Below are 22,053 nucleotides of genomic sequence, written 5' to 3' on the forward strand. Positions count from 1 at the left end.
CCGCCGATTCTCCCAGACACCGGTCGATCGGGGCGCTGCGCGGTCCGGAGGCGTCCTCGGACCGGGGCCGCCTCGGCGAGGGCTTGTCCGCCACCTGCGGTGCGTCATGAGCTGATCTTCAGCCGCCGCGATCTACGATGGTGCTCATGCCCGAGAACTCCGCCCCGTCCCTTGACGCCCCGCCGCTCGTCGGCGTCGTGATGGGCTCGGACTCCGACTGGAACGTCATGAGCGATGCGGCGCAGGTGCTCCGCGACTTCGGCGTGCCGTTCGAGGTCGAGGTGCTGTCGGCCCACCGCACGCCCGAGAAGATGATCGCCTACGGCAAGGCCGCCCATGGCCGTGGCGTGAAGGTCGTCATCGCCGGAGCCGGCGGCGCGGCGCACCTTCCTGGGATGCTCGCCTCCGTGACGACCCTGCCGGTCGTCGGCGTCCCGGTGCCGCTCTCCCGCCTCGACGGTCTCGACTCGCTCCTGTCGATCGTGCAGATGCCCGCGGGGGTGCCGGTCGCGACCGTGTCCATCGGCGGCGCGAAGAACGCCGCACTGATCGCCGTCAAGATCCTCGCCACGGCCGACGACGCCCTGCACCAGGCGCTCGTCGCCTACGCCGAAGCCCTCGCCGACTCGGTCGAGGAGAAGAACCGGAACCTCAAAGCGCAGCTATGACGAGTGCAGCCACCGCCGCGAAGCCGATGCGGTATCCCGACACCCGTTCACGCGAGGTGATGACGAAGCGTGCCTGGTGGCTCGTCGTCCTCAACCTCCTGATCCCCGGCTCTGCACAGGTGCTCGCCGGGAACCGGAAGCTCGGCCGGTTCGGCCTCGGGTTCACCCTCTTCCTGTGGCTGCTCGTCGTCGTCGGCATCGCCACGATGTTCCTCGCCCGCGAGGTGCTCTTCACCCTCGCGACGAACCCGATCGCGCTGACCGTCGCCCAGGTCCTCCTCGTCGCCTACGCGATCCTGTGGGTCGTGCTGACGCTCGACACGCTGCGGCTCGTCCGCCTCGTGAAGGCCTCACCGAACGCCAGGCTCGGCGTCGCACTGTTCACGACCCTCGCCATGGTCCTGGTCGCCGGTGGCGCCGGGTACGGGGCCGTCGTCGCCGGTGCCACGCGCGGCTCGATCTCCTCCATCTTCGGCAACACGGGTCCCTCGGAGCCGCCGGTCGACGGCTACTACAACATCCTGCTGCTCGGTGGTGACGCCGGCCCCGACCGCGACGGCATGCGGCCGGACAGCATGTCGGTCGTCAGCATCAACGCCGAGACCGGGCAGGCGACGACGATGTCCATGCCGCGCGACCTCGTCGACGTCCCGTTCCCCGCGGGCAGCGAGATGGCGTCCCTGTACCCGGACGGCTACGACGACTCCTGCGATGTCGACGTCTGTCAGCTCAACTCGATCTACACCGAGATCGAGCTGAAGAACCCCGAACTGTTCCCCAAGGCGACGTCCGAGGCGAGTGAGCCCGGTATCGAGGCGATGAAGCAGGCCGCAGAGGGCATCACCGGGCTGCACATCCAGTGGTACGTCCTCATCGACATGTACGGCTTCGCAACGCTGATCGACACGCTCGGTGGAGTCGACATCGACGTCAAGGAGCGGCTCCCGATGGACGGCGACGCCGACCTCGAGAACGTCACGGCGTGGATCGAGCCCGGTCAGCAGCACATGGACGGCTGGACGGCGCTCATGTACGCCAGGTCGCGGCACTCGACGAGCGACTACGACCGCATGGAGCGCCAGCACATCCTGCAGACGGCGATGCTCAAACAGTTCAACCCGGCGAACGTCCTGGCGCGCTTCCAGGACGTGGCAGCCGCGGGCGGCGACGTCGTCAAGACCGATGTGCCGCAGGGCATGCTCGGCTACTTCGTGAACCTCGCGCTCAAGACGCGCGAGCTGCCGATCAACTCCCTGCAGTTCGTCCCGCCGACGATCGATCCGGAAGAGCCCGACTACACGCTCATCCACCAGATGGTGCAGGATCAGCTGTTCCCGCCGTCGCCGAGCCCGGAGCCCGACGCCGGCTGAGCCCGGTCCCTGAGGCGGCTTCCCGGTCCCTGAGACGACTTCCCGGTCCCTGAGCCTGTCGAAGGGCGGTCCCTGCGCCACTTTATCGGTCCCTGAGCCTGTCGAAGGGCTCAGCGCACGGTCGCGATGATCTCACCGTGCGGGACGGCGAACCATCCGTCGTCCGCGCCGACCCAGTCCCGCCACGCTGTCGAGATCAGCGCGAGGTCGGCGTCGTCCGCGATCCCGGTCTCGAGCGCCTGGGTGGCGAAACTGGAGGTTCGCGCCCGCTCGGACCACGCGCCTCCCCACCACTCCCTGTCCTCCGGAGTCTCGAACGACCAGACACTCGCGCTGCTCCGGATGTCCGCCACCCCGGCTTCCATCGCCCACGACTTGAGCCTGCTCCCGGCATTCGGTTCACCGCCGTTCGCCCTGGCGAGCTCCTGGTAGACCTCCATCCAGCGGCTGAGTCCGGGGGACAGCGGGTACCAGACCGCTCCGCCGTAGACGATCTCGCGCAGGGCGATGACGCCGCCCGGTCGGACCACCCGCCGCAGTTCGCGGATCACGGCGACCGGGTCGGCCACATGCTGGAGGAGCTGGTGGACGTGCGCGACGTCGACGCTGTCGTCGGGGAGGTCGAGTGCGTAGGCGTCACCGACGGTGAAGCTCACGTTGCCGATGCCGGCGGCGGCCGCGCGGGCTCGGGCGTCGGCGGTGACCTCGTCCGAGGCGTCGACGCCGATGACGCTGCCGGGCGCCACGAGGCGGGCGAGGTCGAGCGTGATCGTGCCCGGCCCGCTGCCGAGGTCCAGGACCCGGAGGCCTGCGTGCAGATGGGGGAGCAGGTGCGCTGCGGAGTTCTCGGCGGTGCGCCAGGAATGGGTGCGCAGGACACTGGGGTGGTGGCCGAGCGTGTAGCGCTCGCGAGCGGTCGATGAGGTCACCAATCAACCCTACGAGTGTCGGATCGCTCGTCCGCCCACGTTACGAACGGGCGGGTTCAGCGGTGTGGATCGACGCCGATCGTCATCATTCCGGCCGGCTCAGATCTCCGCATGCAGCTGCCAGACGCGTTCTGCGGAATCGCGCCAGCTGAAGGCCTGCTCGCGGTCCATGCCGAGGATGCGCAGGCGGGAGAGGCGTTCGCTGTCGCCGATGACGTCGTTGATGGTGGCGATGAGACGATCGGCGTACCCCTTGGCTCCGGACTCGACCACGACGCCGGCTCCACCGCCGACCTCGACGAGCGCCGGCACGTCGGAGTGGATGACGGGCGTGCCGAAGCGGAACGCCTCGACGAGCGGGAGCCCGAACCCTTCGGCGAGACTCGGGTAGACGAAGGCGGTCGCGCGGTCGAGGACGACGGCGAGGTCGGCGTCGTCGAGGAATCCGAGTGCACGCACCCGCCCCTCCGGCAGGCCGGCTTCATCGGCCACCTGGGCGAGGGTGACGTCGCCCCAGCTGTCGGTGCCGACGATGAGCAGCGGGAGGTCGGGGGCGCCGGGGCGGCCGAGGCCGGTGATGAGCTCCGTGATCCCGCGGCGGGGGTCGAGCGAACCGACCGACACGAGGTATTCGGACGGGAGGTCGAGCGTCCGTGCGCGCCCGTCTGCGTCGGTGGGGATGGTGAGTGTCGTCGCGGCCGCGCCGCCGATGACCCGGACACGATCGCCGAGATCGACGATGTCGCGCAGTTCGTCGGCGACCGCATGCGTCGGGACGACGATGGCGTCCGCGTGCTTCCGCGCCCGCTTGACCATCGCCTTCTGCCAGGCCACCGACATCGGCGTCAGTGACGAGGGGTGCGACCAGGCGAGCGTGTCGTGGATGGTGACGACGATCTGGTTGCCGTCGTTGATGCGATCGTGGCGGTTGAGTGGGGCGAGGAGCCCCGGGGCGTGCACCATGCCGTTCGCCGTCCCGGGTGCGACGATGCCGAGCTGCCAGGCGGCACTGAGCTCGCGACGCGGCAGCGTGGTGCGATGCAGCGCCGCCAGTCCGGGGAGCTTGGACTCCAGGAGGTCGATCTTCTCCTTCGGCACCGCCGAGACGATGCCCTCGACGTCGCACCCCGCCGGGGCGCTCGCGATGAGCTCCCGGGTGAGTTCCTCGGAGTATCGACCGACGCCACCGGCGACCGGCGCGACGATCTGGTCGACGACGACGCGCAGGGTGGTCACGGCGCCGTGACGACGCCGTGCTGCGTCGCTGCCTCGAAGGCCTCCCGCCAGTCACGCATCGGGGCGAGACCGGCGGTGGACCAGGCGTCGTGACCGAGCACCGAGTAGGCGGGGCGCGGGGCGGGGCGGACGAAGGCCGAGCTGTCGGTGGGGGAGACCCGTGCCGGATCCGCGCCGACCGCCGTGAAGACCGCCTGGGCGAACTCGTACCAGGAGGCCTGCCCGGCGTTGGTGCCGTGGTAGACACCGGCGGGTGCGTCGGCGTCGAGCAGCGCGACGATCTGCGCAGCGAGGTCGGCGGTCCATGTGGGCTGCCCCAGCTGATCGGTGACGACGGCCGGGTCGACGCCGTTCGCAGCCAGCTTCGCCATGGTCGCGGCGAAGTTCGGTCCGTTCTTGCCGTACAGCCAGGCCGTCCGGACGATGTAGCCGCCGTTCGGGTGCTCGGCGAGGACGGCTCGTTCCCCGTCGGCTTTCGTCCGGCCGTAGGCGCTGATCGGGGCCAGCGGGTGGTCCTCCTGGTACGGCGAGGTGGCGGAGCCGTCGAAGACGTAGTCGGTGGACACCTGGACGAGCTTCGCGCCGGCCTCCCGGGCGACGACCGCGAGGTTGCGGGCGCCGACAGCGTTCACGGCGGCTGCGTCGGCCTCGTGCGATTCGGCGTCGTCGACCTTCGTATAGGCGGCGGCGTTGATGACGGCGGTGTGACCCGCGACAGCGGCGCGGACGGCCTCGAGGTCGGTCACGTCCAGCTCGGCGCGACCGAGGGCGGTGACCTCGCGACCCGTCAGGGCCTCCTGCAGGTCGTGGCCGAGCATGCCGGAAGCGCCGGTGATCAGGTACGTCAAGATAGGGGTCCTCTCGGGAGTGGCCCGTTCATCGTACCCGGCTCGGTCGGGGAGGTCGCTGACCGGGCGGCGCCGGCCGGCGGCTCCTGGAACAGGGTCCGCTGGGCCTCCTCCACACGGGCGAGGTTGGCCAGGCCGTCCGCCCGGTGGTGCCCGTACACCCAGAACCGGTAGAGGAAGAAGCGGAAGAGGGTTCCGAGGCCCAGTCCGATGACGTTCGACGCGATGTTGTCGGCGAGCAGCGAGGTGAAGCCGAGCACGTAGTGGCTCATGTAGAGGCACCCGACCGCGATGGCCATCCCGCCCAGGGAGACGATCACGTATTCGCCGAGCTCCAGGATGAAGTTCTTCCGGCGGTGCTCGCGGAAGGTCCAGTACCGGTTGCCGATCCAATTGAAGACGATCGCGACCGAGACGCTGATGACCTTGGCGCCGATGGGGGACTGGGCGAGGTGGTCATGCCCGAAGACGCCGACCCGCAGCAGGTTGAACACGAGGACGTCGAGGCCGAAGCCGATGAGTCCGACGACGCCGAACTTCACCGCGTACGCGGCGACGCCGTCCCAGAGGCGGCGGAGCTGGGGGATCATGGCGGGCCGTTCTGTGCGCGGACACTCGATTATGCCTGAGGCGGCCGGGAACGGAGCCGCGGGATGCCGCCACGGGGCACCGTCTTGGTAGACTCCCCGGGTGCAGATCCGCGAACTGAACGTCCCCGACAGCTATGAGATCACGCCGAAGCAGTTCGGCGACGACCGAGGCGTCTTCCTCGAGTGGTACCGCTTCGACAAGCTCGAAGAGGCCTCAGGTCGGTCCATCAAGCTGGCCCAGTCCAACACGTCGGTGTCGAAGCGCGGCTCGGTCCGGGGCATCCACTTCGCCGACATCCCGATCGGGCAGGCGAAGTACGTCACCGCCACGCGCGGTGCCGTCCTCGACTACGTCATCGACATCCGTGTGGGTTCGCCGACCTTCGGCCAGTGGGACTCGGTGCTACTCGACGACACCGACCGCAGGGCCATCTTCATCTCCGAGGGCCTCGGTCACTGCTTCGTGGCGCTCACCGACGATGCCACCGTCAGCTACCTCGTGACCGACGTCTACCGTCCCGACCGTGAGCACGGTATCAACCCGCTCGACGAGCGGGTCGGTCTCGTCATCCCGCCGGAGGCAGGCACCCCGCTGCTCTCACCGAAGGACACCGAGGCCCCCGGCCTCGACGAGGCGGCCGCCGCCGGCCTCCTGCCGACCTGGGACGACGCCCGGGCGTTCTACGCGACCTTGAAGGGGAACTGACGATGCGCGGCATCATTCTCGCCGGTGGATCCGGCACGCGGCTCTGGCCGATCACCAAGGGCATCTCGAAGCAGCTCATGCCCATCTACGACAAGCCCATGATCTACTACCCCCTGTCGACGCTCATGATGGCGGGGATCAAGGAGATCCTCATCATCACCACCCCTGAATACAACGAGCAGTTCCGTGCGCTCCTCGGCAACGGTGACGACCTCGGCATCCGGCTCGAGTACGCGGTGCAGCCCTCGCCCGACGGCCTGGCACAGGCCTTCATCATCGGTGAGGAGTTCATCGGCGACGAGAGCGTCGCCCTCGTCCTGGGCGACAACATCTTCCACGGCACCGGCCTCGGTTCGGCCCTCCGCAGCCACAACGACATCGACGGCGCGCTCATCTTCGCGTACCAGGTGGCAGACCCGAAGGCCTACGGCGTCGTGGAGTTCGACGACGACTTCAAGGCGCTCTCCATCGAGGAGAAGCCGGCCAAGCCGAAGAGCAACTACGCGGTTCCCGGGCTCTACTTCTACGACAACTCGATCGTCCAGATCGCCAAGACGATCGAGCCCTCTGCGCGAGGCGAGCTCGAGATCTCCACGGTCAACGAGCGCTACCTCGAGCAGGGCGCGCTGCAGGTCCAGGTGCTCGACCGCGGTACCGCCTGGCTCGACACCGGCACCTTCGAGTCGATGATGCAGGCGTCCGAGTACGTGCGCGTCATCGAGGACCGCCAGGGCTTCAAGGTGGGCTGCATCGAGGAGATCGCCTGGCGCGCCGGGTGGATCGACGATGAGCAGCTCGCCGCCCTCGCCGCGCCGCTGGTGAAGAGCGGCTACGGCCGGTACCTGCAGACGCTGCTGGCACAGCAGAGCTGAATCGGTTCGCTCCCCGCACCCGACCTGCGCTCAGCGTGGGTCGGGTGTCGGCGTTTCAGCGTCCGCCGGTGGGTCCAGGTCTGCTGCATCGGCCGACTCCGGATGGACGACGACCGCGGTCACACGACCTCGGACGACCGCGTACACGCAGACGGCGACGTCGACGATGATGAGCAGGAAGCGGCTGACGAGCACGATACCGAGGATCGAACCGACGGCGACGGTGTTCGCGAGCACCAGGGCCAGGATCGCCTCGCGGACTCCCGCACCCGCCGGAGCGATGACCGCCAGGAAGCCGGCGACCCAGGCGAGCGAGTAGCCGAAGACCGCCGGCAGGATCGCCGTCGGGTCGACAGTGCCCAGTGCGGACACGATGCACCAGAGGTGGAGCCCGAACGCGCCCCAGCTGGCCAGCGACCAGCCGACGGCGGAGAGGAGGGGCAGACTGCGGAGTTGCGGAAGTTTCTCCCGCCGCCGCATCAGGGCGAACATCCATCCCAGCACGAGCCGCATCACCGGGGGCAGCAGCGCGATCACGCCGATGGCGACGAGGGCGATCAGGAGCGGCGCGTATTGCCGGAGCGCGGGGAACCCGAAGAGCGCTCCGACCGCCAGCGTCGAGCCGGTGACGAGACTGACTCCCAGTTGTGCCGTGAGCGTCACGACCGTCGTGGCCGTCGGCAGGCCTGCGCGACGCCCGAGCTGGCTGCCGGCGACGATCGGCCAGACCCCGCCCGGGATGTACTTGCCGATCTGCGAGACGAAGACCACGTAACCGGCTTCGCGGACCGAGATGCGGTGGCCGAACGCGATCACGATGGCGCGCCACGCGAGCATCGACAGCGCCACCCCGGCGAACCCGGCGATCGCGGATCCGACGAGCCACCACGGGTCCATCCGTGCCACGCTCGTCGAGAACGAGGACCAATTCGCGACCACGGTCCAGGCGATGCAGGCGACGACCACGGCCGCGAAGCCGACCTGGAGCGGCTTCCTATACTTGGTGAGGATCTTCATGGGATGTGCCCATTATCCCGCAGCGACCCGTGAAGGAGTCACCCGATGCCGAAGCCCAGACTCCTCGTGCTGGCGTCCACCTGGCCGGCGGTCCCTGAGGACGGGACGCCGTCGTTCGTCCGCGACCTCGCGATCGAGGAGGCGGAGCAGTTCGAGGTGCTCGCCCTCGTGCCGAGGGTGCCCGGTTCCGCGGCCGAGGAGCAGGACGGACCGATCCTCGTCCGGCGGTACCGCTTCTTCCCGACGAGATGGGAGGATCTGGCGGACGGCGCCATCCTCGAGAACCTTCGCGCCCGCCGGACGCGGTGGCTGCAACTGCCGTTCTTCCTGCTCGGGCAGCTCGTCGCGACGCGCAGGGCGGTGCGACGATTCAAGCCCGACGTGCTCCACGTCCACTGGATCGTGCCGCAGGGGATCATCGCGCGTGTCGCCGCCGCTCGGGTGCCGAAGCTCCTCACCTCGCCGGGCGGCGACATCTACGCGCTCGATTCGGCGCCGATGCGCCGGGTGAAGCGCTGGGTACTCGGGAACGCGGACCGGGTGACGGTCATGAACCGGGACATGTTGGCGCGAGCCGTGGAGCTCGGGGTCCCCGCTGAGCACGCCAGGGTGCTGCCGATGGGCACCCGACTGCCTGCGGTCGACGCGCGAGCCGACTCGCGACCCGACATCGTGCCGCTTCCGGAGGGCGAACGCCCCCTACGCATCCTCTTCGTCGGGCGCCTCGTGGAGAAGAAGGGGCTGCACGTGCTCCTCCGCGCACTCCGTGGGCTTCCGGCCAGTCCTGCCTGGACCCTCGAGGTGGGAGGGGACGGGCCACTCCGCGGAGCGTCCGAGGTGCAGGCCGAGGGCCTTCCGGTCACGTTCCACGGCCAGCTGGATCGGGACGCGCTCGATGCCGCCTTCGCGAGGGCCGACGTCGTGGTGTTCCCCTCGGTGCTGTCCGCCTCGGGGGATCAGGACGGCCTGCCGGTGGTCATCCTGGATGCGTTCGCTGCCGGAGCCTGCATCGTCGTCTCCGACCTCCCCGGTCTGAACGAGGCCGTCGTCGACGGGGTGAGCGGTTTGATCGTGCCACCGGACGACGAAGACCGTCTGACCGAGGTGCTCGGTCGACTGCTCGCCGATGCTCCACTCCGTGCGCACCTCCGGCGGGGCGCCCGGGAACGGGCGACCGAGTACTCCCTGGAGACGGCGGGCGCTCGGTACTCGGCGGTGCTGCACGAGGTGCTCGCCGAGCGCGCGCGGTGAACCGCCCTCAGTCGCCGTAGCGTCGCAGCTTGAGGTAGTCCAGTGTCTCCTCGCTGAGGGTCCGGTTGATCCGGGTGAGATCCGCCACGACCCCGATCGCGAAGGAGAGGAGCGATCCCATCAGCAGCGTGGCACCGACGAGCAGCGACTGCAGGTGGTTCCCGCCGTCGTCGATCCACATGAGGACCGCGTAGCGCAGGAACGGGATCAGTCCGGCGACAGCGAGGAGGGCTCCGAGACCGGCGAACACGACGTATGGCCGATACATGAGATAGGCGCGGGTGATCGCGACGCCGGATTGGTACATGTGCTCGCCGATGTTCCGGAAGAGCCTGGACTCGCGGGTCTTCGCGTTAGTCGTGACCGGGATGCTGGTGATCGCGAGACGCTTGTAGCCTGCCTGGATGATCGTCTCCATGCAATAGCTGAAGCGGGTGACGACGTTCAGTCGGATCAGTGAGTACTTCGAGTACGCCCGGAAGCCGCTCGCCGCGTCGGGGAGGTCGGTGCCCGCCGCCTTGTTCACGACGAAGCTGCCGAAGCGCTGCATGGACTTCTTGAACGGCGAGAAGTGCTCGATCAGCGCGGTCTGGCGGTCGGCGACGACGATGTCGGCGTCACCGCGGAGGATGGGCTGGACGAGATCTCCGATCCGGTCCTGTGGGTACTGGTTGTCGCCGTCGGTGTTCACCACGATGTCGGCGCCGTGCAGCAGCGCGTAGTCGACGCCGTCGCGGAACGATCGCGCGAGACCCATGTTCCGGGTGTGCTGGACGATGTGGTGCACCCCGTGCGCCCGGGCGATCTCGACCGTGCGATCGGTCGACCCGTCGTCGATGACGAGGATCTCGATCTCGTCGATTCCCGGGATGACGGTGGGGATGGACTGCAGCACCGACGGCAGGGTCTCCTCTTCGTTCAGGCAGGGGATCTGAACAATGAGTTTCATACGACCTTCTCGGGTGGCTGCGGACACAACCCTCCCATTATCCCCGAGGTCTGAGAAACCGGGCCCACCGTGCGTGCCTGGCATACTTGACGGGGCTACCCGAGCCGACCCGGTGTGAAGGAGCAGGACGATCGATGTGAGTACGGCTCCCGCCGTGGACCGAGACGACGACCGTGACGCTCGCGGGAGCCTGTTGATCCGGTCGCTTCGAGTGACCGTGTCCATCGTGGCCTGGGGAGCACTCGTCGTCTTCACCCTCCTCTCGATCGGTGGTCCACTGATCGGGAGTGGGACCTTCCTCGGAACCGACGTCCTCCGCGTCCTCCCACCCTGGACCTCCGCGTTCGGTCACTCCCTCGCTGTGACCAACGGCATGATCGGCGACACGGTCGACACCGTCACTCCGCAAGCCTGGTCGATCGTGCAGGCAGCGAAGGATGGAGTGTTCGCGGCGTGGAATCCCTGGGTCGGCGGCGGCACGGAGCTCGGCGCGCTACCCAACTCCGGTGTCTACTCGCCGATCTCGATCGCGTGGTGGGTGGTGCCGTTGGAGTACGCACCGGGCGTGACGAAGCTGATCGAGATCGCCGTCTCGACGCTCGGGATGTCGCTCCTGCTCCGCCGGCTCGGTGCTCCGAACGCCGCATGGGCGATCGGCAGCCTCATCTTCGTGAGTTCGGGGTTCATGATCGCCTGGACGAACTGGCCACAGACGCGCGTGGCGGCGTTCATCCCGCTGCTGTTCTGGGCCCTGGACCGCGCCGCGGTGGCGAGGCGTCTCCGAGACGCGGTGCCGGTCGGTGCCACGCTTGCGGCGATGTTCCTCGGAGGGTTCCCGGCGGTTGTCGGCTATGCGCTCTACGCGGGCGGAGCGTACGTCGTCCTGCGCTCGCTGGTGGCCGACCGCACACTGCGGGCACTGATCCGCGCGGCGGTCGTGAGCGCGACAGGGGTCGTCCTCGGCGGTCTGCTCGCCGCCGTCACCCTCGTCCCCTTCGCGATCAATGCATCGAGCGTCCTCGACTTCTCGGTCAGAGAGCAGACGCCGGCCGATCATCTGCAGGTCACTGACCTGGCCTCCGCCGTCGTGGCGCAGTTCGTCGGGTTCGAAGCGAGCGGCGCCACCTGGGGCGACGGATCGCCCATCGAGCGCCTCTCGTACGTCGGCGTCGTGGCGGTCCTGCTCGTCCTCGCTGCGATCATCCTGGTTCCAGCGCGGGGCGGGCGGCGCCCCGTCCTGTGGTACTTCGTCGGCGGCCTCGCACTGTGCGGTGTCCTGATCTACATCGGCGGCCCCCTCCTCGCTGCCGCCCAACACCTGCCGATCTTCTCGAACAACCCGATCGGGCGCCTGCGCGTGATGTTCGGGTTCTTCGCGGCCGTGGCGGCTGCGCTCGGGTTCGCCGCCGTCGGCGGGCGGTTGCTCGACGGGGCGTCGACCGCACCGACCTCGGGCGTCGACCCGACGACTCCGGTCGAGTCCCGACGCACCAGATGGGCCCGTCGGGCGTCGGCCACCGTGGTGGTCCTCGCGATCCTCGTGGGCGGCGTCTTGGTCCTCCGCGACGCCATTGCGCTCGTGCCGAGTGAGTACCGCAGCTATATCCGCGACGCCTCCGTCTCCGCCGCGTGGATCGGCTCGGTCGGGATCATCGCCGTACTCGTCGCCCGCTTCGGGCGACTGCGGCCACTGCGGCTGTCGGCGCTCGTCGTCGTCCCGGTGCTCGTCGCTGCCCCGGCGCTCACGCTCGCCGACACCTGGTGGCCGGTTTCGCCGACGACGACCGTGTACCCGGCTACGCCGGCGCTCGACTACCTGGCGGACCACCTCGGCGATGAACGCTACGTCAGCGTCGATCAGGCGGGCTTCCCCGGCACGAACGCGATGTACGGACTCCGCTCGGTGGACGGTCACGCTTATCAGACCTCCCAGTGGAAGGATCTCCTCACCGAGATCGACCCCGACATGCTGCTCACGCCCACCTACTCGACCCTGCCGTCGGCGCAGCTGGGCTCCTCACTGCGTTCGTCGGTCCTCGACCGGCTCGGAGTCCGGTACGCCCTCCTCGGGCCAGGGGTCGCCGTCCCCGGCGTCGTCACCGAGGAACTCGCCGGCGGTGGGAGCCTCGAGTTCGACGGATCGGCGCCACTCCGTTCCGGAGTCAGGACGGGCCCCGTGCGTGCCCTGACGGTGCAGTTCGACGGCTCGGTCGCTCCGGTCGACGACGTCGAGCTCACGACCGACATCGTCGATGCAAGCTCGGGGGAGTCGATCGCGTCGACCTCGACCTGGCAGCCGATGCTCAGTGGCTCTCAGAACATCGCCGTCGACGGCGACGAGATCGCCGCGGGGACGGCATGGTATGCGGTCTTCTCCATCGATCGAGGCCGGTCCTCGCTCCTCGCGGCCGCTGGTGACCCGACCGTACCGGCGATGTCGACGACCGCTCCGGCCGACGACGGCCTGAACGTCGTGCACACGGGCGATGCGACCGTCCTGGAGCGAGCCGATGCGTTGCATCGTGTCCGATGGGCATCAGACGCAATCGTCGAGTCGGACCCGGAGCGACGGGTGTCGATGCTCGCGGACCCGGACCTCCCCGGTTCGACCGTGGTGCTCGAACACCCGTCCGACCTCCCGCCTCGGACGGCGGAGCCCGCTACCGACGATGACGCCGTCCCCGCGGAATCGGCCATCACCCGGGTCGAAGACACCGGGGTCACGGGGGACATCCGCGTCGAGACGTCCGGGACCGAGGCCGGCTGGGTCGTCTTCGACGACTCACTCCGTCGGCCGGGATGGACCGCGACGATCGACGGGACGTCCGTGCCGTTGCTCGACGCAGAACACGCGGGCGCTGCGATCGCTGTCCCGCCGGGAGACCACGCCGTCGAACTGGTCTACCGTGCCCCAGGGCTCGCCGCAGGCGCGGCGGTCTCCCTCGGGACGGTCGGCCTGCTGCTGCTCTGGTGGATCGGAGCGCGCGTCATCCGTCGCGTCCGCAGGCCGGTCGACGTGGGGGTCGAGAACGACGCGGAGCCGAGGGTGGGCGGTCAGACGACCGGCGTGTAGGGGTCGCGACCGAACGCCACCCAGCGCGCCAGCAGGATCTCGACCTCGTTCCGGGAGAACTCGGGCGCCCGGGACTTCGACTCGAAGTGCGAGAACTCGACTCCGGACATCCAGAGGAGTCGGTAGCCGACGGACCGCAGTTTGAGCGACAGGTCGACGTCGTTGAAGTTGATCGGAAGCCCCTCGAAGAATCCACCGACCTCTTCGAAGACGTCGCGCCGGAGGGCGACACACGCCGCCGTGAGGCCGGACACCTCACGGTTCACCTGGAGGGCCCCGAACCCGCGATCATCGTCAGCCGCCGTGAGGAAGGCGTGGGTGAACTCGTTGTCGTTGTACCGGTGCCCCGCGTGCTGCAGGGACCCGTCCTCGTATCGGAGTTTCGCGCCCGTCATGCCGACGTCGGGTTCGCGCAACGGCGCGATCAGGCGGTCGATCGCGTCCGGGGTGATGAGCTCGGTGTCGTCGTTGAGGAAGACGACGATCTCGCCGTGCGACGCCAGGAAACCGACGTTGCACTTCCGGCTGAAGTTGAACGGTCCGTCGAAGGGCACGAGCCGGACGGCATCGGGAGAGAGGCCGACGAGTGCGTCGAGCACCGGCCCCGGCGTGTCGAGGTCGTGCACGATGACGACCTCGAGGTGGTGGATCGTCTGCGCCGCCAGGACCGATCGCACGGCTTCCAGCACGAACACGCGCTCCGACCCGAAGACCGTGCCCGAGGTGCCCCGGGTCGGGATCACGATACTGACGTGGCGGGGGTCGCCCGGGTGTCGATGCACCCCGAACGTGCCCGGTAGGGGACCGAGCACGGCGGAGGCGGCGATACCGCGGCGATCCAGTGCCGCCTGCACCGACTGTCGGCCGAACTCCCAGCCGACCGGATCGGTGGTGTCCGAGAGGCTGCGTCCACCGCCGGCCACGCGGTACACGGCGTGTGGAACGTGGACGATCCGCCCGGCCTGCTCGGTCGCGCGGAGCACGAAGTCCTGAGGTGCCGCTTGTTCGAAGCGCTCCTCGAACCCGCCGATGCGGTCGGCGAGGGAGCGGGAGACGACCGCGAGACGGAGGGCGTAGGGCTGACCGAGGAGGCGCTCCGGAGACCATTCCGGCTTGGTGAACTCGGTGGTGGTCGTGTCGTCGCCGACCCGGACGTGTTCGTCGGAATACAGGAAGTCGGCGTCCGGGCAGGATGCGAGGGCCGCGGCGATCCGCACGACCGCGTCATCACGGAGCGAGTCGCCCGGTCGGACGAGCGCGACGAACGACCCGGTCGCGGCACGCAGACCGAGGTTCATCGATGCGATCGCGGTGGCCCCCGGCTCGCTCCACAGCGAGCGGACGCGGGGGTCGTCCGAGGCGGGGCCCTCTGCGGCGCCGACGACGAGCACCTCCCAATCGCTCGAGAGCTGAGCGGCGAGGGATTCGAGCGTCGCGTCGAGCGCGCCAGGCGCGGCGTCGCCCTCGACGACGATGAAGGAGATCAACGGACGGAGGTCTGCGTGAGCCTCGGTCATCGGGCGCGGTTGCCGAGTCGTTTGACGAGTCGGGCCGGCGCCAGCAGCGCTTTACCCGCACCCCAGGTGGCGGATCCGGTGAACTGATGGCTGAGATCGGACAACGCCTGGACACCGGCTGCCTCGACGGCCGCGAGGTCCTCCGCATGACGGCGGCGGAGTTGCTCGAGTTCCAACGCGGCGCTCGCCTCGCCCGCGATCCGCGTCTCGTGTTCGCGATCCAGGGCGGCCTGCAGCGCGGCCGTATGGCCGGCCTGGGCGATCAGCTCGTCTCGGAGCTGGAGGATCACGTGGGCGAGGGTGTCGGAGTCAGCTCCGGACGGGCGATGCTCGGTTGCCGTCGACATCGGGGTCCTTTCTTCGGGGGACACCCGTAGCGTACCCGAGGGGCGTCCGTACTGGCTGGCCGCCTAGGGCTGGTGGGGGTAGGACTGTTCGTACGCCGCGATCACGGAATCCGCCTCGCCGACGAGTTCCAAGTTCCCCTTGTTGATCCAAGCGGCGTGGTCGCACATGGACTTCACGGAGCCCATGGAGTGGCTCACCAGGATGACCGTCTTGCCCGCAGCCTTGAAGTCCTCGAACTTCTGGAAGCACTTCTGCTGGAACTCCGCATCGCCGACGGCCAGGACCTCGTCGACGACCAGGATGTCCGGGTCGACGTTGATCGCGACTGCGAATCCCAGACGCACGTACATGCCCGAGGAGTAGTTCTTGACGGGCTGGTCGATGAACTGCTCGACGCCCGAGAAGGAGACGATCTCGTCGAACTTGCCCTGGATCTCCTTGCGGCTCATGCCGAGGATGGAACCGTTCAGGAAGACGTTCTCGCGTCCGGAGAGTTCCGGGTGGAACCCGGAACCCACCTCGAGGAGCGCGGCGACCTTGCCGTTGGCGGTGATGGTGCCGGTCTCCGGGTAGAGGATCTTGGCCAGGCACTTCAACAGGGTCGACTTGCCCGAACCGTTGCTGCCGATGAGGCCGAACGTCGAGCCGGTCGGGACGTCGAAGCTGATGTCGCGGAGGGCCCAGAAGTCCTCGTGCACGGAGATCTTGCGACGCATGATCGCCGACTTCAGGCTCTGGTTCCGCTCGTGGTACAGGCGGAACTTCTTGCTCACGTCGTCGACGTGGACTGCGATGTCGGTCATAGGATCTCCGCCAGTCTCTTCTCTTTCCGTGCGAACACCCACATGCCGACCAAGAGGGCGACGACGGCCCAGGCCACGCATGCGAGGACGTCGGCAGGGTCGGGGAAACGGTTGTCGTACATGAGGTTCCTGAACACGTCGACGAAGTGCAGCATCGGGTTCAGCTCGTAGACGTCCCAAACGGTGATCGGTGTTCCGAACAGCCCTCCGACGTTCTTCGACGCATCGCTGACCAGGGTGGACGGGTACACGATCGGCGTGAGGTACATCCAGATCTGCAGCACGATGCCCAACAGGTATTGCGTGTCCCGGAAGTAGACGTTCGCCACGGCGAGGATGAGACCCACGCCGGTGGCGAACACGGCGAGCAACGCCATCATCAGGACGACGAGGGGAAGCCAGGGAAGGACGAACGATCCGACGATGAGGAGTGCGATGGTCAGGACGGCCATCTCGAACAGCCAGTTGTACCCGACCGTCAGCACCGACGAGATCGGGAGCACCATCCGCGGGAAGTAGACCTTGGTGATGAGCCCTGCGCCACCGACGATCGAACCCATGCTCGTGCTGAGGGCCGTGGAGAAGAAGGTCCACGGCAGTAGTCCGCACAGGAGCCAGATGGCGAAGACGTTGACCCCGCTGGGGTCGCCGGGGCTCGGCTGGACGCGGAAGATGAAGGCGAACACGAAGGTGTACACGAGCATCGAGGCGAGCGGGCTGGCGAGTGACCACAGTCGTCCGAAGATGGTCCGCTTGTACTGCCCGCGGATGTCTCGGAGGGTGAGATTCGCCAGGAGTTCCCTGGCGGAAGCCAGATCCCTGAGATACTGCATTGAGCCTCGATTGTGCATTCGGGAGATGATTCGACGACGTGAACCACGTCAATCTACCTTAGCTTTCCTGGACATCGCGCCGACGGCACGACCCACCCCGAGAAGGAGCCTCATGAGCCATGCCGACGAAACCCGACCCGTCGTCGGAGACCCGGTGATCGGGTCCCCGTGGATCAGCCCGGCCTCCTACTGGATGCCGAACCACATCGTCCAGTCCGCCTGGTTGGAGCACGCGCCGTTCGCCTTCTGGATCGTGGACGCTTTGCGCCCCGCCAGCTATGTCGAACTCGGGACGCACAACGGCTTCTCCTTCTTCACCGTCTGCGATGCGGTGACGCGCCTCGGCCTCGGAACGGCCTGCACCGCCCTGGACAGTTGGGAGGGGGACGACCAGGCGGGCTTCTACGGGGAGGACGTGTACCAGTCCGTCCGGACCATCCGTGACGAGGAGTACGCAGAGGTCGCGACACTGCTCCGTGGTTACTTCAGCGACAGCGCCGACCACATCCCGGACGGATCGGTCGACCTCCTGCACATCGACGGTCGGCACGGTTATGAGGACGCGGTGGAGGACTGGGAGACGTACGCACCGAAGTTGTCGAGTCGCGGCGTCGTCATGTTCCACGACACCTTCGAGTTCGAGAACGGCTTCGGGGTCCACCGACTGTGGGCGGAACTCGTCGAGCGGTTCCCCGACACGAGCTTCCAGTTCGAGCACGGCCACGGACTCGGGGTCATCGGCGTCGGTGACGAACTGCCGGAGTCGGTGAGCGCGTTCTTCCGTGCTGCACGCACGGACGCGGAGCGCGTGCGAGCCGACTACCACCACCTCGGCCGTGCGGTGGCGGTCCGATACGAGGAGGACCTCGACTACCGCAACCGTCTCCACCTGGCGGCCGAGGCGGTCACCGAGGCCGAGGCTCGACTCGCGGTCGCCGAGGACCTCGTCGCACGGGCCGAGCGCGATCGGGCGGCCGTCCTCCACAGCACGTCCTGGCGGGTGACGGCCCCGCTCCGCCGAGTGGTACAGGGCCTCAGACGTTCCTGAGTGCGCCCAGAGGGCCCCTCGGAGCCCCGGTGTTACACTCGACCAGTTCATCCGGCAGACGCAGAGCGAGGCCCATCACCATGTCAGCTGACCGTCCGACACCTGAACGGATCGTCGAGGAGCGTCGCGTGCTCGAACTCGTCGACCGCATCCTCGGTCTCGAAGCCGAACTCGCGCGGGTCTCCGTCTACAACAACCCAACGCGCGAGCAGTTCGAGGCTTTGGAGCGCGAGAACGAGGGGCTTCGGCAGCAGGTCGCGGCCCTCCACACGACGCGAACCTGGAAGGCCGGGCGTGCCGTACTCGCTCCGCTCCGGATCGTGTCGCGAGGCCGGAGCTGACGGTGTCAGCTGTCGCGCCCGAAACCCTGACCGTCCTGGCCGCAGGGTTGCCCGACGGTGCCCTCGCCCGCCTCCGCGATTCGTTCCCGGCCGACGCCGGTGAGACCGTCGCCCTCGAATCGGACGATGCCGCGGTCGTCGGAGCCGCGATCGATCTCGTGTCGACGCCGTTGGTCGCCGTCGTCTCCCGGCCGCTCGTGTTCGCTCCCGGTGCCGCCGCCGACATCGCCAAGACCTTCGTCGCCCATCCCGACACCGAGGTCCTATACACGGACGAGGCCTTCGTCACCGAGGCCGGCCGTTCCGACGTCCTGAAGCCGGACCCGGCACCGGAACGCCTCCGGAACCAGTACTTCTGGGGCGACCTCGTCGTCTTCCGGACCGAGTCCCTCCGTCGGCTGGGAGGTCCGCGCGAGGGGTTCGCCGACGCGACCGCCTACGACCTGGCGCTGCGCGCCACACGTGCGGGGCTGTCCATCCGTCATCTGGCGACCCCCGCGGTCGTCGTCGACGCGGAGGCGAAGCTCGGCGCCCTCGACGAGTCCGGCGTGGAGCCCGCGCGTCGCGCTCTGGAGGAACACCTCAGCGCCACCGGAGGCGGGACCGTCCGCTCCATCGGACGTGACGGTGTGCACGACACCGTGCGCCCCGTGCAGGGCGAACCGCTCATCTCGATCGTCATCCCGACGCGTGGTCAACACCTCCCCGGGTCGACGCGCAGTTACCTCGTCGACGCGATCGAGAGCATCGTCGAGCGGAGCACCTACGGGAACTACGAGTTCGTCGTCGTCGTCGACGACGTGGCGGATGCCGGGGTCATCGAGCGTATCGCGGAGCTCGCCGGCGACCGACTGCACCTCGTCACCTGGACCGAGTCCTTCAACTTCTCGGGCAAGATCAACCTCGGTGTCCTCAACGCCGTCGGCGAGTACGTCCTGATCCTGAACGACGACGTCCGCGTGCTCACGCCTGACTGGCTCGAGGCCATGCTCGCGCTCGCCCAGTTGCCGAACGCCGGGATGTCCGGCTGCATGCTCTACTACGAGGACGACACCATCCAGCACGCCGGTCACCATTATTGGCGCGGCGACACCATCCACGTCGGAATGAACCTTCCGCGGGGCACCGCCGGGCCGACCGACGGCTATCGGGTCGAGCGCGAGGTGGTGGGGATCACCGCGGCGTGCGCCATGATGCGGCGCTCCGTGTATCTCGAGGTCGGGGGCATGACCACGCTTCTCCCCGGTGCGTTCAACGACGTCGACCTGTGCCTCAAGGTGTTGCAGCAGGGGTACGACATCCTCTGGACGCCGCACGCCGAGCTCTACCACTACGAATCGAAGACCCGCGATGCCCGTGTCCGACACTACGAGGTCGCGACCGCGTGGGGTCGCTGGGAGCACCGCATGCACCAGCCCGGCTACTGGCCGTACCCTGTCTAGGTGACAGAGAAAGAATCATGAGATCCCTCCTGCGTTACCTCAAGGTCAGCCTCCATGTGCTCCGGCACGAGGGTCCACGGCATTTCGTCCGTCGCGTGCAGATGAACCTGCGCGCCCGGGTCAAGGGCAAGACGATCTACCTGCCGGTCATCATCGACGACGCCATCGCCGTCGACTGGACCGAGCCCGGCCCGCAGCTGCTGGATCCCGTCGTCGTCACCGACCGGAAGTCGCACATCGCGTGGATCATGTCGCCCCCGAGTGCCACCAGCGGCGGTCACCAGAACCTCTTCCGGTTCATCGACTTCGCCGAGCAGGCCGGTCACACCTGCAGCATCCACTTCTACAACAGCATCGGGGTCGTGGTCGATGTACGCGACATGCGTCGGATGCTCACGCAGTCGCACGCCTACCCGGACGTCAAGGCGAGTTTCCACAACTACGATCCGAAGCGCGGCGTCGGCCCCGGGCACGATGCGCTGTTCGCCACCGGGTGGGAGACCGCCTACCCCGCGTACACCGATCCCTCGAACGCGAGGCGGTTCTACTTCGTCCAGGACTTCGAACCCTCGTTCTACGCTGCCGGGACCGAGGCGATCCTGGCCGAGAACACCTACAAGTTCGGCTTCCACGGCATCACCGCCGGCGGCTGGCTCTCGACGAAGCTGCATGACGAATACGGCATGCCGACCGATCACTTCGACTTCTCCGTCGAGCGGAAGTACTACTCCGTGACGAACCGCGAACCGCGCAAGGAGATCTTCTTCTACGCACGCCCGGTCACGCCACGCCGCGCCTTCGAGCTCGGTGTCATCGCGCTGACCGAGTTCGCCAAGCAGCGGCCGGAGTACATCATCAACATGGCCGGATGGGACGTCTCGGACTGGGACATCCCGTTCGAGTACAACAACCTCTCCGGCCTCGAGATCTCCGAGTTGAACGCCATCTACAACCGATGCGCCGCCGGCCTGGTCCTGTCGCTCTCGAACATGTCGCTCCTCCCGCTGGAACTGATGGCGAGCGGCGTCGCCCCGGTGGTCAACGACGCCCCGAACAACCGTCTGGTCTCGGACAACCCGTTCATCGAATACGTACAGCCCGCGCCCGGCGCGATCGCGAAGCGACTCGTGGAGGTCGTCGATCGTCCCGACGCGGTCGCGCGATCCATCGCGATGTCGGAGTCGCTCGAGAACACGACCTGGCAGGACAGCGGCCGCCAGTTCGTCGAGGCGTTCGAACGGGCAATGCGTGGCTAAAGCACTCGTCATCGGCGCCAACGGCTTCATCGGGTCCCACCTGGTGGACGCCCTGGTCGCCGATGGACACGACGTCTCCGCGTTCGACCGCTTCAGCAGCGGGGAGCCGAGCTACCGCTCCTCCGGTGTCGAGCTGTTGCGTGGAGAGTTCCTGAGTCGCACCGACCTCGACTCCGCTGTTCGCGGGAAAGACCACGTCTTCCACTTCCTGTCGACGACGAATCCCGCGACCGCCGAGGCGGATCCGACGCTCGACATCCGGACGAACGTCGCGCAGACGGTGGAACTGCTCGAATCGTCTGCGGCCGCCGGCGTGGGGCACTTCTACTTCGCGTCGACGGGTGGGGCGATCTACGGGCCGCAGGGCAAGGAGAGCTACGGCGAGACCGACCGCGCACTCCCGGTTTCGCCGTACGGCATCGGCAAGCTGACGATCGAGCACTACCTGCACTACTTCCGGACCATGCACGGGCTCGACTCCACGAGCCTGCGGATCTCCAACCCGTACGGCACCAGGCAGCACCCGCACAAGAAACAGGGTCTCATCCCGATCGCGTTGCGGCAGGTCGCCATGGGGGAGACCACGGTCCGGCTCGGCGACGGCTCGATGGTCCGTGACTACATCTACGTCGAGGACGCGGTTCGCATGATCACCGCGATCGTCGGCCGTGATCGCCGACACGACCTCTACAACATCGGCAGCGGGGCGGGCTATTCGATCAACGAGGTCTTCGACTCGCTCCGTCGGGTCACGGGCATCGACTTCCCGATCGAGGACCGACCGGCGCCGCCGACGTTCGTCGACCGGGTCGTGCTCGATGTGAGCCGGTACACCGAGGAGTTCGGAACACCGTCGATCGTCGACCTCGACGACGGCGTCCGCGCCACCTACGAGGAGCTGCTCATCTCGTTGCGTGACTGATCCCCTCGTCGTGCCCGTCGCCGCACCGATACCG

General features: G+C 68.0%; 21 protein-coding genes. 11 read left to right on the forward strand and 10 right to left on the reverse strand.

The window, feature by feature from the left end; genetic code table 11:
- The first annotated feature begins 146 nt into the window (after window positions 1–146).
- Window positions 147–668: a 5-(carboxyamino)imidazole ribonucleotide mutase gene (purE, locus tag HOW07_RS14820; RefSeq protein ID WP_370582001.1), complete on the forward strand. Its 522-nt coding sequence runs from the start codon at window positions 147–149 to the stop codon at window positions 666–668.
- Complete coding sequence (locus HOW07_RS14825; RefSeq protein WP_254628419.1) at window positions 665–2,038, forward strand: LCP family protein; 1,374 nt, start codon at window positions 665–667, stop codon at window positions 2,036–2,038. Before purE ends, HOW07_RS14825 begins: the two co-directional genes overlap by 4 nt.
- Window positions 2,039–2,148: 110 nt before the next feature.
- Here the strand turns inward: HOW07_RS14825 and HOW07_RS14830 are convergent, their stop codons facing one another.
- The 4 genes from HOW07_RS14830 to HOW07_RS14845 all read right to left on the reverse strand — a co-directional run bounded on the left by HOW07_RS14830 (window position 2,149) and on the right by HOW07_RS14845 (window position 5,641).
- Complete coding sequence (locus HOW07_RS14830; protein WP_175117687.1) at window positions 2,149–2,967, reverse strand: class I SAM-dependent methyltransferase; 819 nt, start codon at window positions 2,965–2,967, stop codon at window positions 2,149–2,151.
- Window positions 2,968–3,066: 99 nt separating this feature from the next.
- Window positions 3,067–4,203, reverse strand: a complete 1,137-nt coding sequence (locus tag HOW07_RS14835) for a glycosyltransferase family 1 protein (protein WP_079002852.1) — start codon at window positions 4,201–4,203, stop codon at window positions 3,067–3,069.
- Window positions 4,200–5,051: a dTDP-4-dehydrorhamnose reductase gene (gene rfbD, locus HOW07_RS14840; RefSeq protein WP_217485354.1), complete on the reverse strand. Its 852-nt coding sequence runs from the start codon at window positions 5,049–5,051 to the stop codon at window positions 4,200–4,202. The genes HOW07_RS14835 and rfbD overlap by 4 nt, the downstream gene beginning before the upstream one ends.
- The gene (locus tag HOW07_RS14845) at window positions 5,048–5,641 is read right to left on the reverse strand and encodes a GtrA family protein (RefSeq protein ID WP_175117688.1); all 594 of its coding nucleotides are present in this window, start codon (window positions 5,639–5,641) and stop codon (window positions 5,048–5,050) included. Before HOW07_RS14845 ends, rfbD begins: the two co-directional genes overlap by 4 nt.
- A 100-nt stretch (window positions 5,642–5,741) precedes the next feature.
- Here HOW07_RS14845 and HOW07_RS14850 point away from each other — a divergent pair, with 100 nt between their 5' ends.
- Both HOW07_RS14850 and rfbA read left to right on the forward strand, forming a co-directional pair.
- Entirely contained in the window at window positions 5,742–6,347 is a 606-nt protein-coding gene (locus tag HOW07_RS14850; protein WP_175117689.1) for a dTDP-4-dehydrorhamnose 3,5-epimerase, read from the forward strand.
- Window positions 6,348–6,349: 2 nt separating this feature from the next.
- Complete coding sequence (gene rfbA / locus HOW07_RS14855) at window positions 6,350–7,219, forward strand: glucose-1-phosphate thymidylyltransferase RfbA (RefSeq protein ID WP_175117690.1); 870 nt, start codon at window positions 6,350–6,352, stop codon at window positions 7,217–7,219.
- A gap of 30 nt (window positions 7,220–7,249) precedes the next feature.
- Here the strand turns inward: rfbA and HOW07_RS14860 are convergent, their stop codons facing one another.
- On the reverse strand, window positions 7,250–8,236 hold the full coding sequence (locus HOW07_RS14860) for a lysylphosphatidylglycerol synthase transmembrane domain-containing protein (RefSeq protein ID WP_175117691.1): 987 nt from the start codon (window positions 8,234–8,236) through the stop codon (window positions 7,250–7,252).
- Between the two features lie 45 nt (window positions 8,237–8,281).
- Here HOW07_RS14860 and HOW07_RS14865 point away from each other — a divergent pair, with 45 nt between their 5' ends.
- Window positions 8,282–9,487, forward strand: coding sequence for a glycosyltransferase (locus tag HOW07_RS14865; protein ID WP_175117692.1), 1,206 nt, complete (start codon window positions 8,282–8,284; stop codon window positions 9,485–9,487).
- A 7-nt stretch (window positions 9,488–9,494) separates the two neighbouring features.
- Here the strand turns inward: HOW07_RS14865 and HOW07_RS14870 are convergent, their stop codons facing one another.
- Window positions 9,495–10,436, reverse strand: a complete 942-nt coding sequence (locus tag HOW07_RS14870) for a glycosyltransferase family 2 protein (protein ID WP_175117693.1) — start codon at window positions 10,434–10,436, stop codon at window positions 9,495–9,497.
- 217 nt (window positions 10,437–10,653) lie between these two features.
- Here HOW07_RS14870 and HOW07_RS14875 point away from each other — a divergent pair, with 217 nt between their 5' ends.
- Window positions 10,654–13,509 carry a hypothetical protein gene (locus tag HOW07_RS14875; protein WP_175117694.1) on the forward strand — a complete coding sequence of 952 codons (2,856 nt, stop codon included), beginning with the start codon at window positions 10,654–10,656 and terminating at the stop codon, window positions 13,507–13,509.
- Here HOW07_RS14875 and HOW07_RS14880 read toward each other — a convergent pair.
- The 4 genes from HOW07_RS14880 to HOW07_RS14895 form a co-directional block, all read right to left on the reverse strand.
- The gene (locus HOW07_RS14880) at window positions 13,491–15,026 is read right to left on the reverse strand and encodes a glycosyltransferase (RefSeq protein WP_175117695.1); all 1,536 of its coding nucleotides are present in this window, start codon (window positions 15,024–15,026) and stop codon (window positions 13,491–13,493) included. The two genes, HOW07_RS14875 and HOW07_RS14880, sit on opposite strands and share 19 nt — an antisense overlap.
- Complete coding sequence (locus HOW07_RS14885) at window positions 15,023–15,373, reverse strand: hypothetical protein (protein WP_175117696.1); 351 nt, start codon at window positions 15,371–15,373, stop codon at window positions 15,023–15,025. The genes HOW07_RS14880 and HOW07_RS14885 overlap by 4 nt, the downstream gene beginning before the upstream one ends.
- A gap of 63 nt (window positions 15,374–15,436) precedes the next feature.
- The gene (locus HOW07_RS14890) at window positions 15,437–16,177 is read right to left on the reverse strand and encodes an ABC transporter ATP-binding protein (RefSeq protein ID WP_175117697.1); all 741 of its coding nucleotides are present in this window, start codon (window positions 16,175–16,177) and stop codon (window positions 15,437–15,439) included.
- Window positions 16,174–17,010, reverse strand: a complete 837-nt coding sequence (locus tag HOW07_RS14895; RefSeq protein WP_175117698.1) for an ABC transporter permease — start codon at window positions 17,008–17,010, stop codon at window positions 16,174–16,176. The genes HOW07_RS14890 and HOW07_RS14895 overlap by 4 nt, the downstream gene beginning before the upstream one ends.
- Before the next feature lie 112 nt (window positions 17,011–17,122).
- On the opposite strand from HOW07_RS14895, the gene HOW07_RS14900 reads away from it, so the two are divergent.
- The 5 genes from HOW07_RS14900 (at window position 17,123) to HOW07_RS14920 (ending at window position 22,019) form a co-directional block, all read left to right on the forward strand.
- Window positions 17,123–18,058, forward strand: a complete 936-nt coding sequence (locus HOW07_RS14900) for a class I SAM-dependent methyltransferase (protein ID WP_175117699.1) — start codon at window positions 17,123–17,125, stop codon at window positions 18,056–18,058.
- A gap of 80 nt (window positions 18,059–18,138) precedes the next feature.
- The gene (locus HOW07_RS14905; RefSeq protein ID WP_175117700.1) at window positions 18,139–18,399 is read left to right on the forward strand and encodes a hypothetical protein; all 261 of its coding nucleotides are present in this window, start codon (window positions 18,139–18,141) and stop codon (window positions 18,397–18,399) included.
- A 2-nt stretch (window positions 18,400–18,401) separates the two neighbouring features.
- Window positions 18,402–19,841, forward strand: coding sequence for a glycosyltransferase (locus HOW07_RS14910; protein ID WP_175117701.1), 1,440 nt, complete (start codon window positions 18,402–18,404; stop codon window positions 19,839–19,841).
- 17 nt (window positions 19,842–19,858) lie between these two features.
- Window positions 19,859–21,097 carry a glycosyltransferase family 1 protein gene (locus HOW07_RS14915; protein WP_175117702.1) on the forward strand — a complete coding sequence of 413 codons (1,239 nt, stop codon included), beginning with the start codon at window positions 19,859–19,861 and terminating at the stop codon, window positions 21,095–21,097.
- A complete protein-coding gene (locus HOW07_RS14920; protein WP_175117703.1) occupies window positions 21,090–22,019 on the forward strand; it encodes an NAD-dependent epimerase/dehydratase family protein in 930 nt (309 codons plus the stop codon). The genes HOW07_RS14915 and HOW07_RS14920 overlap by 8 nt, the downstream gene beginning before the upstream one ends.
- Window positions 22,020–22,053: the final 34 nt, after the last annotated feature.

The organism is Plantibacter sp. MCCC 1A11337 (assembly GCF_013349365.1).
In the GTDB taxonomy this organism is placed as follows: Bacteria; Actinomycetota; Actinomycetes; order Actinomycetales; family Microbacteriaceae; genus Plantibacter; species Plantibacter flavus_A.